Genomic DNA, 12,787 nt, shown 5'->3' on the forward strand with positions numbered 1-12,787 from the left:
ACGGAAGGCCTAGGCCGAAAAGTAGACTGAGTTAAGTAAACTGTCCCCGTAATTCCCGTAAAGGAAGGCCTAGGCCTAAAAGTAGACTGAGTTAAGTAAACTGTCCCCGTAATTCTGGAAAAGTAGACTGAATTAAGTAAACTGTCCCCGTAATTCCAGAGCCTAGAGCGATAACCTGGAGGAAATAATGCTAGCCGCAGTGTTATAACATTGATATGACATTGATATGATATGGTGGCTCAGTCAGTAGATTATGAGGAAGCGATCCATTGTGGGTGCTTTTTCATAACTTCTGCAAAGAGGTTTGAGTTGATCAGTTTTTCAAGCCACGCTTGCAAATGCACATAGGGCGTTTGCAAAAACCACTCACGGTCTACATGCGCGCACTGACGAACGAACGGAAACAGTGCCATATCCGCAAGGGTATAGCGATCTGCCAGCAAAAAACCATCATGCACCATCAAATTGCTCTCTAAAATAGCAAACCAGTGCTCACAACAGGATCGATAGAATTCAAGCGGATGCTGCGGATATCGGTCTGCATATTTATAGCGATCCAGCCAGTATTTGAATTCATTATCATTTTGTTGAATTAATTCCTGTGTCGGCTCAATCAGCGCTGCTGATAACCACTGGTCGGGGTCTCGCTGCTGCAATGCCCATTTCATAATATCCAGGCTTTCCTCAATGATAAGTCCATCGCTTAGCTGTAAAACAGGAACCGTGCCCTTTGGAGAAATTGCCAGTAATGAGGGAGGCTTATCTTTTAAAACAACTTCTCGTAACGCTATATCAATCTTGCAGTTGTAGATGGCTAAACGAGCCCGCATCGCATACGGGCAGCGACGAAAAGAATATAAAATAGGTGGTGTATCTGGGTTAAGTGATTTGGACATAAACTCGATTTCATTAATGTTCTACTAACATGTAGTAGAAAAGGACACGGGTTCGTAGCATTATACGCATCCGAAACTTGATATGCGCCTGTATCAAGCGTTAATCCAGCAGTCTTGATGAATCACATCGACAAAAATAAAGAAGGATTCCGTCATGTTGACCACCCAGTATCCACCCGTTCCAGAGAGCTATTGCGACTATAACGGGCATCTTAATGAAGGCTATTATCTTGTCATGCTCTCTTTGGCCACGGATACCGTTCTGGATGCAGCCGGGCTAAACGCCGAAGAAAGAGATAAGTATCAGTTCAGCGCTTTTACTGTACAGAATAACCTGCGTTACTTTAAAGAGGTGCGCCAGGGCCAAAAGGTAGTGGCGCATTCCCACCTACTGTCCAGTGATAAGAAGCGCTTACGTATCTGGCACGAACTACGTAACGTAGAAGGTACTGAAACGCTGGCCGCCATTGAATGCCTGCTGGTCGGTGTTGATATGAAAACCCGCCATAGCGCTGCATGGCCTGAAGAGATCCGCCTTGCTATACAAACTCTGCAAACGCGTCATGCACGATATGAATGGCCAAAGGGTGCCGGCAACTCAATAGCGATGCCGGAGAAAGGCTGTTCAGCGTAAGTGGATGATGCTTTATACCTGAGCCTCCTTGTAAGGCTCAGGTATAGTGTAACAAAGACATGCTTAATTCATCACTCAGGCGACCCCAACTTCCTCAGCTCAACATCACTTGTTAGTCATTCAGTCATTGCCACTAAGCCGGTCGTTAAAAAAAGAGACCCGCAATCTCAATCGCGGCTTAAATAAATTTCTATAGATACAAAATATGATACAAAGTATCTTCAGATACAATATACTGTAACCTATCTACAGACTCAGACAGCCAATAGAGGAACAGACTATGCTGAGCCCACATTCTTTTTCACCGGACAAAGCCGCGGCAGCAACAGGCCTTAAAGCGGCTGTCACTATTCTGGATAAATGGGGTGCCAGCGGCGAGCAAGGTGAAGCTATTCTGCGTGTCTCTCACAGCACCTATGCCCGCGCGAAAAAGAAAGATGCCTTAGTGGAGATCAACCTGGATCGGGACCAACTCACCCGTATCAGCTTCATTCTGAATATCCATGCAGCCTTACGTATCGTCTTCGATAACCCAGAGAACCTCTACGGCTTTATGAAGATGGCCAATCACAACCCGTTCTTTGAAGGCCGTACACCACTGGAGATTATGGGCAGTGGTGATTTTGTCGCCGTCTATGAAACTTTCAGGCGTATAGATGCGATGCGCGGTAGCCAATGGTAAATATCGATCAGCTACCGGTTTTACCCGGCAACGAGATAAAAAGCTACCGGCTGGTCAATTCTAAATTCCCTCCTATCAGCTTGTTTGATGATGTGGCTAATGCTGACGAATTTGAAAGCCTTTATGCTTTACAGGCTTTGACCAATCCGCGCCTGAAAAATGAGGTCGGTGATTTGCAATTGATTCCTCAATCAGAGATTCCGTTTGGTATTTGCGGTTGTTCCTATGCAACCGCACCGTTCACTCATGTAAACCCGGACGGTTCCCGATTCAGCGATGGGTCATTTGGCGTATTATATCTGGCTGATTATATGGAAACCGCCCTTGCAGAAGTAAAACATCACCAACAGCTATATTGGAGTAATGTACCTGAGCTTTGTTATGAGCGTTTTGTTTTTCGAGGCCTGGTCTGTGTGTTTGATGAAGCCAGGATAATAGATGGATTAACGATCAGATCTGACGATGCTATCTACGCACCTGAAGATTACACGGCAGCCCGCGCGCTTGGCCATGTTTTAAAAAAACGCAAAGATTCTGGTATTCGCTACCACTCGGTTCGAAAACAAGGCGCGATATGTTGGGGATTAATGACTCCGCAGCATGTAAAATCGATACAGCAAGCCGCACATTATGAGATGGTCTGGAACGGATCAATAACGGGGATTAATAAACTTTCATCAATCTTATGATTCACTTTTAAGACAAAGCTTCTATAGCGGGATTGAAAAAAGGCAGCCAAATGGCTGCCTGAAAACTACTAAGCGTCTTAAGCGAGGTCTATTGACCTGTCACGAGACCGTGGCTAGTTAAAATCTCCTCGATTTCCGGTAAGCTCGCTGGGTCATCAATTGTTGATGGAACTGAATAACCGGCACCATCAGCAATCTGGCGCAATAACTTACGCAGAATTTTGCCTGAACGGGTTTTTGGCAGACGCTGAACGACCATTGCTTTTCTGAAGCAGGCAACTGCACCTATCTCTTTACGAACCATGGCAACCAATTCGGCTTCCAGTTCTTTCTCGTCCAACTCAACACCATTCTTGAGAAGCACTAACCCGATCGGCTGCTGACCTTTGAGTGGATCATTTACACCGATAACACAGCACTCTGCTACTGCAGGGTGGCTGGCAACAATCTCCTCCATCTCACCTGTTGACAGGCGATGCCCGGCTACGTTGATAACATCATCGGTACGACCCATGATAAACACATAGCCTTCTTCGTCTTTATAACCGCCGTCCCCTGTTGAATAGTAACCCGGGAACTCTGTCAGATATCCGGTACGGAAGCGCTCATGATCACCCCATACCGTTGGCAGACAGCTTGGCGGAAGTGGCAACTTCATAGCAATGTTGCCTTGCTCACCTACCGGCAGCTCATTACCTTCGGCATCAACGATTTGTACGTTGAAACCTGGCATAGGCAGTGTTGAAGAACCTGCTTTGGGTTCTTTCATTTCGATGCCTGTCAGGTTTCCACAGATAGCCCAACCGGTTTCTGTTTGCCACCAGTGATCAATAACTGGTTTACCGAGAGTTTCTGTCGTCCAGGTATACGTAGGTGGATCAAGACGCTCACCGGCCATGAAAATAGCTTTCAGGTGTGACAGATCGTATGGCTTCAGCAGCTCTGAATCCGGATCTTCTTTACGGATAGCGCGGAACGCGGTAGGCGCAGCAAACAGTGATTTTACTTTGTATTCTTCGCATACACGCCAAAATGCACCGGCGTCTGGCGTTTTAATTGGCTTACCTTCGAAAACAACCGTAGTACAACCAGCCAATAGCGGTGCGTAAACAATATAGGAGTGACCAACAACCCAGCCGACATCTGACGCTGCCCAAAAAACATCACCGGCTTCCATATTATAAATAGCTTTCATGCTGTATTTGAGCGCAACAGCATGACCACCATTATCACGAACAACACCTTTTGGCTTACCGGTAGTACCTGATGTATAAAGGATATAAAGTGGGTCAGTTCCTTTAACAGGAACACAGTCAGCGGGTTCAGCCGTTTTCATCGCTGCAGCCCAGTCAATGTCACGGCCAGCAATGAGTTCAGCTGTCACTTGTGGACGTTGAAATACAATACAGCTGCCGGGTTTATGTGCTGATTTCTCGATGGCTTCATCAAGCATTGGCTTATATGGCAATACTTTTGCGATCTCGATACCACAAGAAGCAGTAACCACAACTTTAGGCTCTGCATCATCAATACGTACTGCTAATTCGTGTGGAGCAAAACCACCAAATACAACAGAGTGGATCGCACCCAAACGGGCAACACCCAACATCGCGATAACTGCTTCAGGAATCATCGGCATATAGATGACAACACGGTCACCTTTAGCAACGCCTTGTGCTTTCAGAATGCCTGCAAATTTTGCAACTTCATCACGCAGTTCTTTATAGGTATAACGAATCTTTGTATCCGTAACAGGAGAATCAAAGATCAGGGCATCTTGATCAGCACGTCCATTTTCAACGTGGAAATCCAAAGCCAGGTAAGCGGTATTTAATTCTCCATCAGCGAACCAACGACTGATACCGTTCTCATCTTCACTCAGAATCTTTTGTGGCTTTTTATACCAGTGAATGTCTTCTGCTTTTTCACCCCAGAATAGCTCTGGAGTTTCGATCGATTTATTATATTCTGCTTGGTAGGACATAGCGCGGGCCCTTGTTGCTTTTAGGTTAATATTCAGGACTACGTCAATGTGAGCCGTTTTAATTATTGTTGACAGTCGGCCTACAAGATCTAAGTACTTTAACGAAAATAAACCTTAATTTAACTAAGACATAAGGCGAATATGTCCAAAAAAGGCAATATATGGCTGTTTTTACTAGAATAATATAAAGTAATAAAAAGCAGATTGTCGACAATCCTGGGTTTTATTAGCTGATTTGTGTTTTTAGCGCATGAAAAACCATCTATAAAGCTATTTTCAATACACTGGATCAACATTTACACTTTCTTCGACTGTTTTCGAATGCATCTCTGATATTGATTTAACAGACAATTTAAAGGCTGGTAGCGCTTTAACCTGATGATTATGAATTGTCAGTAATTTTTATTTCAACCAGGAATACATATCTTATAAATAACCACCTCAGGAACAATCATTGGTGGTGAATGAGGTATCTCTTCAATTAATATAGCCTTTTCTCTATGTCCGGATAATTATTTCAGTTTGATTTCATTTTCAAAATATATGATTAGTTTACTTTTGCTGTTAAACGATTCAATTCACTGCAATCAAACGATCAAGACGAACGCATAGATATAGAGGGCAGACCAATGAATAATTTACTTCACTATAAAAAAGCATGCGGTTCGGTTATTGCAGCCATGTTGATGATTGTTTCTCTACATGCCAGCGCAAAGCCACCCATTTACACGACTTTTTTTAGTGACCTGGCCGTGGCCGGTTACGATACAGTGGCTTATTTTACCGAACACAAGCCAGTAAAAGGCAATAAACGTTTTGTCACAGAATACAAAGGGGCTGAATGGCGTTTTAAGAGTGCTGATAATTTAGCAATGTTTAAAGCTGACCCTGAAAAATACTCGCCGCAATACGGCGGCTATTGTGCATGGGCGGTCGCGATGAATGATACGGCGAAAGGCGACCCGCATCAGTGGACCGTTCACGATGGCAAACTTTACCTTAACTACGATACAGACATACAAGCTAAATGGTTAAAAGATAAAGAAGGCTTTATCAACTCTGCTGACAAAAACTGGCCGGGTGTTATCCAATAATTTAACTTTTAAGTAAACCCTTAATTTAATTCATAAAATTAATAATAATCTTAAGGATCGAGCATGAAGCCCCGAATTATCTCAATATTTAGCTGGGTCGTGGTTGCCTGGACATGTAAAGTTTTTTTGAGCTCACTTCCTTATAAGTTTTCCGGACACCCGGATACCCAGCATATATTTTCAACGATTGGCGCCTGGATGAGCAGTACCCTTTCCAATGGGTTAGGTATCTGGTTTGCTGAATACGCTGCCTATGCTGTCGGCAGTGCCGAACTGCTGGTTTCCATTTTTTTACTGCTGCCTATTGTCTTCTTCCTCCTTAAAAAACTAAATATTATCGGCCATGCACCAGAACGTGCGCTGATTCATAGCATTGGTGGCATACTAGCCGCTGGCATTATGACAGGCGCTGCTTTTTTTCACCTGGCAACACCCTTGGGTATCGTAGTGCTGCACAACGGCCAAAGTGATCATGGTTCATTATTTTATGCCGCTCTATCAATAGCAGTACTGGGTATAATCATGGCTTTGGTAAACTTCACACATTTGCGCTCAAAGCACGCCAATGTAAATACCACCTTGTAATTTTTGACGACCTGATATTTATGATGATTCGAATACTGCTGGTAAGCTCATATATAGTGTCGTGTATCAGACTGGGAGTCATGCCGTGGCGTTACTTTCAGTTGAACGCAGGCTATTTCAATAAAAGTAAAGGCATCTATTCGAAGCAGGATATCAATGATCTTATCCCTGATAAATGGCGCTTAAATCAACAAATTGATAGTCATGATTTTCAGCCTGATAGCTACCCTGTATTTGTAAAACCAGAATGGGGGCAGAACTCGAAAGGCATTCAGCGAGCCGATAATTTTGCAGAGCTTGAATGTATCCGTGCACAGCGCAGTCGCGCTCCTGTCCACTACCTTATTCAGGACGCGGCGAAAGGTAAGATTGAGTTTGAAATATTCGTCATCCCATCTGCCACATCACCCGATCAGTATGCGATGCTATCAGTGACACAGGTGATTAATCACAGTGGTGACCCCTTCCCTATCAACGGCATTTACAACCAGCAAACTGCATACCTGGATATTACCCCTCAGCTTACCAACGAAAACATGGATGCCTTATGGGGGTATATCAAAACCATAGGTGGGTTCAGGATTTCCCGTTTTGGCGTGCGTGCAGATTCGATAGAGTCTCTGCTGGCCGGTGAATTCAAGGTAATTGAAATCAACTTATTTGTCCCCATGCCTTTAGTGCTATTGAGCTATAACACAGCAACTACCCGCAAGTTGAATTTAGCCATCCAATGCACTTGGTTACTTGCCAGAATAACGAAAACTATACCCAACCAACAGAATGAGCCGCTTATATTCTTAAAAAAACTTGGCTTTATTCAACGCACCAAGCGCATAGACTAGGCACTATCAATGAAAGATATCAAAAAAATTATTTACAGCTGGATCAGCCAGCGTTATATGAATGGTTGCAGCAGCTACAATAATCTTGAAGTGAGAAAAAGCTGCCGTTCTAAAGAACAAGCCCGGGCGGTTTTTAACCAGGGTAATGTTCCGCATGCAAAAGGGCTTATTTTCTTAAATCCACTCAGTGCACATCGATTTGCAAAACAGCACGGTTTTCCTTTGGTCATAAAACCCAATGTCAGCGGATATTCCAGAGGAAGCTATTTTCCGATTAATAATTTTTTTGAATTATGGAAAGCCATATTGTTAGCCAAAATATGGTGGCCAACGACAGTAGTAGAACAATATCTAAAAGGCTCTAACTACCGCGTAGTCGCTATTAAAGGTGAGCTGATGTCGGTGATTGAAAGATACCCTCCCACAGTAACAGGCGATGGAACCCGGAGTATCAGCGAGCTGATTGATGAAGAAAACCAGATCCGCAAAAAGATGCACCTGCATCCATGCATCTACCCGATACAAAAAAACGAACAGACCATCAATTTCCTGAAAAAACGCAACTACACGCTGGACACAATTCCCGCTAAAGATGAAGACGTCATACTCTTTTATCGCATCTCCCTGGCACCTGGCGGAACGGTCAGGACAATAGATAAAGAGACGATTCCAGAGATCAACAAACAGTTATTTCTGGATGTCCTGGATATGTTCGATGCCAACATACTAGGCATTGACGTGATTTTCGAAAAAGGGATCGAGCACTCTTACAAAGACCAAAAATGTATCTTCCTTGAAGTGAACTCCCGCCCTTACCTGAAAATGCATGATTATCCTCGTTACGGTGAGAAAGAAGATCTTTCGCCCTATTTTGACAAGCTGAACCAACTCGATATAAGCAACGCAGATACCTTTTAATGAAAACTGTTTCAGCCTCTTTCTTTCAGTTTGCAGGTGTCCATTCTTTTCTGATTGGGATGCTACCCTTTTTCATACCGGTGCTTTTATTGCAGCGTGGTGAGTCCATACAAGGCATAGCCCTGTTTATTGGACTAACGGGATTAGGGTTTATTTTTTCGCTAAAAATATGGGAAAAACTTTACAAGCAGCAAAACTGGCGCCTAATCATCGGCACTTCTTTTATTGCTGAGTTGTTGCTGGTAATCGCTTTATTATTTTCAGACAATTACTGGCTGCTGATTCTATCTGCGCTTCTCAATGGTGCCTATAACTGTTTTTACTGGAGCACTCAGCGGGTGCTCTTCAGCACAATGACGGCGCCTGTATCTGCTTCGGCACTTACACCTGCAACGACAACGAAAACGCCAGAAAAAACTCTTCATTTAACAGCCACTCAGACGGGAAGGCAATTTGGTAATTTCCAGATCTTAGTCGTGGTACTACTAAAACTCGGAATTATTATCGGCGCCTTCCTGCTTGAAAAAGAGGCACTTGGGCTCTTATTGATTGCCAGTACACTGATCACTTTTAGCGCTATTATGTGGTTTTGTCGGCCCGTAAAAACGCGTTCATTCGCCGTTTCTAATAGCATCATGCTGACGGGGGCTAACAGTAACCCGGCCTCCAACACCCCTCTATTTCGCTTCAAAGATAAGAAAAACTCTGCTGTGGTGTTTTACCTGGACGGTATATTCCTTTTCCTGGAAAGCTATTTTTGGGTAATTTCACTGTTTCTGATTGCCCGGCAAAGCATCAAAGAGTTAGGAATTATTATTGTATTATTGACCGTCTTTTTATCCCTCATTTTTTACCTGTTAAAAAACAGGATTGATAGTCTTGATAGCAATACGGTCTATATCAGTGCCGTGATATTGTATGCGTCGTCATGGGTATTGAGAAGTGTACTCAACCCGGAATTACCGGACGCCCTGATCTACCCGGCTATCTTATTGATCGCTTTTTTAACGACCTTCTTCCGCTTAAGTTTCAATAAGCGTTTTTTTGATCATGCTAAAGAGCATAATCCGCTGCAATACTTGCTGATTAAAAGCTATTTATCACAATTGGGGATCGTCATTTTTTATAGCGGTGTTGCACTACTGGCAGCTTATTTTTCAGATATGCAAGCGTCATTATCCATGCTTTATCTGCTACTCACCCCTGTAGCTTTGATCTACCTTGTCTATACGAACCCCACAGAACCTGCTCCTGTCACGGCACTGGTATCGAACACCGCAACGGCGAGTCGACTAAAAACATCCATAACATAAGTTTAAAAAATTTTTCAAACTAAGCTGACCGGTACAGAAAAATATGCAAAAAGTAATAGACAGTAGTCTTGAGGTATTCGATCAGCTCATCAGTTTCATTGACAGTATCGATGATGATATCTATCAAACACATTCACGCCCTTTATTTGACAGCAATATTGGTCAGCATTTGCGCCATATTCTGGATATTTACCAGGCTCTTATTAGAAACAAACAGGACACCATTATTGATTATGATATTCGTCTACGCGGTATTCCGCTTGAAAGCAATAGACGTGACGCTATCATCACGCTCAACACTATCCGCCAATGGCTAACGCAGTTAACACCAGACGATATGAACCGCTCCGTGAGTATTAGTACAGAGGTCGCCATCTCTGAAAAGCACAGTGCGATATTTCAAACCTCATTTGGACGCGAACTGTTCTTTGCCTCAAATCACACTATCCACCACTTAGCACTCATGGTGACATTAGCAAAAGTATTAGGTTGGCGGGCCATTAACGACTATGGTGTCGCTCCGGCAACGGCTACCTATCTAAGAGAGCAGCAATCAGCACAAAATCAGCACGACGGCGTAAACCAGTAATTTTCAGTTTTAATTCATTTACAAATATTATGCTTAAAATAGTAGTCTGTTAATCAGAGCTATACTTAACAAGCATCTCATTTGTAATCTAACAATACGGGGAATAATAATATGAAACCCAAAAGCATCATAAAATCAGGCATAATCTTATCAATTAGTGGTGTGATCGTAGCATGTGCGTCAGCGCCTAATTATTCAGGAAATACAGACAGCCGTTGGGCTAACTTCAAAAACTGGACAAAAATCACTGAGAACCGAACGAGTACCGGTGATCCTACCGGATTGGTTAGCGGCGTGCATAAAGGTCGTGACGGCTATCGGGATGTTTATGTTAACGATACTGGATTGGCGACCATTCAAGGAACCGCGCCCTATAACTACCCTGCCGGAACGGTTATCGTTAAAGAACAATTTGATGATCTGGCGGCCTTCAAAGCGCAAAAACCAACAGATTTGACGATCATGGTTAAGCTAAGAGATTCAACCTCTCCCGATGCAAAGAACTGGGGTTGGGTTGCTGGATATAATGAGAAACTCGAGGAAAGTAATGCTTTTTGTAGTGGTTGTCACTCAGTCGCAGCACAGAATGATTTTGTTTTCACGAATGAAGATTTTCTGAAAAAGCATCATTAATACACATTTAATCTTGAATAGATAAAGATCTACGAGGCATTCTTATCAGAGGAAAAATACCCCTTATATTTAAAACGCTTATTTAGCAGCGTTTAAACACAAGGGGTAATATATTGATTATATTAACAAGTTAAATAAAAAAATCTTATAGCCTGTTTAATAAATCAGTTTTCTTGGTATTATATTCGTCATCTGTTAACGCCCCAGCATCACGCAACTGAGACAGCTTTTCGATCAGCTGTATAATTTCATTACTTGATGATGAATTCAGATTCATGCTCCCTGAGGTTGATGGCGCCGATGGCGTATTCAAATTTTGTTTAACTGGCTCAGGCGTATTTACCGGAGGCAGAGGCTCAAGGAAGTTTGTCTGCGGTGCAGGCGCTGGTGAAAAACCCGGACCTGAAACAATAGGAAGACTAGATACTGAAATAGTACCGTACTGGCTACTAAACGTAAGCGATGTATTGCCGCCCTGCTGCTGACTTACACCACTGATATTATTATCGAGTGTGTCGTAAACGGTAACCTGACCATTAATGTCAACCGCAAGTCTGTTAGGAAAAATAGCGTATCGAAGATTATTCTGAGCGCCGCTGCTAAAGGGAACGCCTAAATCTGAAGGCCACCATTGGTTGCTGCCTCTTGTGCCAGCAGGAGCCTTAGGAAAGACTTCCATATTAGCCAATGCATTCGCAAGCTCATTACATAAATTGTCGACGGTGTTTTTCAAACCATTATTAAACATATCGCCAACCATGGTCATACCGCCTCTCATCCATTGACCTGAACCACCGAGTTCCGGACAATTAAACTGAGCCATAGAACCGCCACCATTATTAACTGCGATCAGCATATTAATAACAGAATCAGTGCTGAGGTTATATCGGGAAGCGATATCATTGACAAGATTTTGGCCTGCGGGGGTAAGTTGTTGCATGGTACTCTCTCTTTAAGCTTTGTAAGCTCTATAAAATGTGTTTCAGTTATGGAGTACTGTCCTATCGTGGCAGGTGAAATACGTTTAGCGTTGGTGAAGCTGAGCGTAAAGCGCGATATATTAATATCTACAATGTCCAATGAAGGTGAATTATAGCATACTAAAGAACAATAAAGCCGTCATATTATATAATCAATATTATGACGGCTTTATTAAGCACCCCGTTTACTTTTTTACTGCATTTTTTTCATAATTTATTTTTTTACAGCTTTAAATATACAATCCATCATATGGTAGGATTTTTTCAGCCAGACTTTAGTTCTTTGTCTTTCCATTAAACTTAAGTGCATAATACCATTGCCTTTTATATTACTGGCTCCCCAGAAACTAAAGCTTAACTTATCTATTTTTCTCATGGTTTCCTGGTGCAAACCAGGTAACACTGCTTGCTGAAGATTTATTTTTTTCGTGCTGCCCGTATGTTTTTCAAGTACCGAATCAATCGCAGAAAAATTACCGCCTCGACCTTGGTTTTTTACGACAACGAAATCAAGTGAATTATTATATTTATGTAAAAAATTATCCAGCAGATTAGCCGAATCTAATCCGTCATCAACAACATACCAGTAAACGATAGAAACCTTCATCTCTTCACACATGTCTAACACGTCATTTTCTCCAATCCATCGATCGAGAAAACGCTCACTCTGGGCAGGAAGATCAACGATTACGTGCCCATCCGTCTCCAGTGCCAGTTCCATAATTTTATCTGTACTTTCAAAGACATCTAAATCTACAGGCTGGGTAAAATCCGGATAGAAACGCGACAATGTTGCATGTGACTGGTCAGCATCGAAGCCGTTAAATGCCAACGCATTTTCCAGACTATACTGAGACATAAGCCTGGACAAAACTGATTTACCCACACCACCTTTTTCGCCACCAATAAAATGAATCGTACTCATTAATAAACGTCCTGCTTAAAATA

The 12,787-nt window shown here is 42.7% G+C and carries 14 protein-coding genes; 10 read left to right on the plus strand and 4 right to left on the minus strand.

Annotated features, from left to right (window positions below; all coding sequences use genetic code 11):
• Window positions 1–251: 251 nt before the first annotated feature.
• Window positions 252–896, minus strand: a complete 645-nt coding sequence (locus BM099_RS10205; RefSeq protein ID WP_090727612.1) for a glutathione S-transferase — start codon at window positions 894–896, stop codon at window positions 252–254.
• A 154-nt stretch (window positions 897–1,050) separates the two neighbouring features.
• On the opposite strand from BM099_RS10205, the gene BM099_RS10210 reads away from it, so the two are divergent.
• From BM099_RS10210 to BM099_RS10220, 3 genes are all read left to right on the plus strand, one after another.
• Window positions 1,051–1,530 carry a thioesterase family protein gene (locus BM099_RS10210; protein ID WP_090727615.1) on the plus strand — a complete coding sequence of 160 codons (480 nt, stop codon included), beginning with the start codon at window positions 1,051–1,053 and terminating at the stop codon, window positions 1,528–1,530.
• Between the two features lie 280 nt (window positions 1,531–1,810).
• A complete protein-coding gene (locus BM099_RS10215; RefSeq protein ID WP_090727618.1) occupies window positions 1,811–2,212 on the plus strand; it encodes an MbcA/ParS/Xre antitoxin family protein in 402 nt (133 codons plus the stop codon).
• Window positions 2,206–2,901 carry an RES family NAD+ phosphorylase gene (locus BM099_RS10220; RefSeq protein WP_090727622.1) on the plus strand — a complete coding sequence of 232 codons (696 nt, stop codon included), beginning with the start codon at window positions 2,206–2,208 and terminating at the stop codon, window positions 2,899–2,901. Before BM099_RS10215 ends, BM099_RS10220 begins: the two co-directional genes overlap by 7 nt.
• Before the next feature lie 88 nt (window positions 2,902–2,989).
• Here the strand turns inward: BM099_RS10220 and BM099_RS10225 are convergent, their stop codons facing one another.
• The gene (locus BM099_RS10225; RefSeq protein WP_280522145.1) at window positions 2,990–4,915 is read right to left on the minus strand and encodes a propionyl-CoA synthetase; all 1,926 of its coding nucleotides are present in this window, start codon (window positions 4,913–4,915) and stop codon (window positions 2,990–2,992) included.
• A 599-nt stretch (window positions 4,916–5,514) separates the two neighbouring features.
• Between BM099_RS10225 and BM099_RS10230 the strand changes: the two genes are divergently transcribed.
• The 7 genes from BM099_RS10230 (at window position 5,515) to BM099_RS10260 (ending at window position 10,859) form a co-directional block, all read left to right on the plus strand.
• Window positions 5,515–5,979 carry a YHS domain-containing (seleno)protein gene (locus BM099_RS10230; RefSeq protein WP_090727625.1) on the plus strand — a complete coding sequence of 155 codons (465 nt, stop codon included), beginning with the start codon at window positions 5,515–5,517 and terminating at the stop codon, window positions 5,977–5,979.
• Window positions 5,980–6,042: 63 nt separating this feature from the next.
• Window positions 6,043–6,564 carry a hypothetical protein gene (locus BM099_RS10235; protein WP_090727627.1) on the plus strand — a complete coding sequence of 174 codons (522 nt, stop codon included), beginning with the start codon at window positions 6,043–6,045 and terminating at the stop codon, window positions 6,562–6,564.
• A gap of 20 nt (window positions 6,565–6,584) precedes the next feature.
• Window positions 6,585–7,406 (plus strand): hypothetical protein, encoded by an 822-nt coding sequence (locus tag BM099_RS10240; protein ID WP_090727629.1) that lies wholly within the window; start codon window positions 6,585–6,587, stop codon window positions 7,404–7,406.
• A gap of 9 nt (window positions 7,407–7,415) precedes the next feature.
• Window positions 7,416–8,324: a cyanophycin synthetase gene (locus tag BM099_RS10245; RefSeq protein WP_090727631.1), complete on the plus strand. Its 909-nt coding sequence runs from the start codon at window positions 7,416–7,418 to the stop codon at window positions 8,322–8,324.
• Window positions 8,324–9,637 carry a hypothetical protein gene (locus tag BM099_RS10250; protein WP_090727633.1) on the plus strand — a complete coding sequence of 438 codons (1,314 nt, stop codon included), beginning with the start codon at window positions 8,324–8,326 and terminating at the stop codon, window positions 9,635–9,637. The genes BM099_RS10245 and BM099_RS10250 overlap by 1 nt, the downstream gene beginning before the upstream one ends.
• 43 nt (window positions 9,638–9,680) lie before the next feature.
• Complete coding sequence (locus tag BM099_RS10255; RefSeq protein WP_090727635.1) at window positions 9,681–10,226, plus strand: DinB family protein; 546 nt, start codon at window positions 9,681–9,683, stop codon at window positions 10,224–10,226.
• Window positions 10,227–10,337: 111 nt separating this feature from the next.
• Window positions 10,338–10,859, plus strand: a complete 522-nt coding sequence (locus BM099_RS10260) for a cytochrome P460 family protein (protein WP_090727637.1) — start codon at window positions 10,338–10,340, stop codon at window positions 10,857–10,859.
• A 145-nt stretch (window positions 10,860–11,004) separates the two neighbouring features.
• On the opposite strand, the gene BM099_RS10265 is transcribed toward BM099_RS10260, so the two are convergent.
• Window positions 11,005–11,799 (minus strand): SHOCT domain-containing protein, encoded by a 795-nt coding sequence (locus BM099_RS10265; protein WP_090727640.1) that lies wholly within the window; start codon window positions 11,797–11,799, stop codon window positions 11,005–11,007.
• 254 nt (window positions 11,800–12,053) lie between these two features.
• Window positions 12,054–12,764: a P-loop NTPase family protein gene (locus tag BM099_RS10270; protein ID WP_090727643.1), complete on the minus strand. Its 711-nt coding sequence runs from the start codon at window positions 12,762–12,764 to the stop codon at window positions 12,054–12,056.
• Window positions 12,765–12,787 lie beyond the last annotated feature (23 nt).

It is taken from the genome of Neptunomonas qingdaonensis (assembly GCF_900113275.1).
GTDB classification, from domain to species: domain Bacteria; phylum Pseudomonadota; class Gammaproteobacteria; order Pseudomonadales; family Balneatricaceae; genus Neptunomonas; species Neptunomonas qingdaonensis.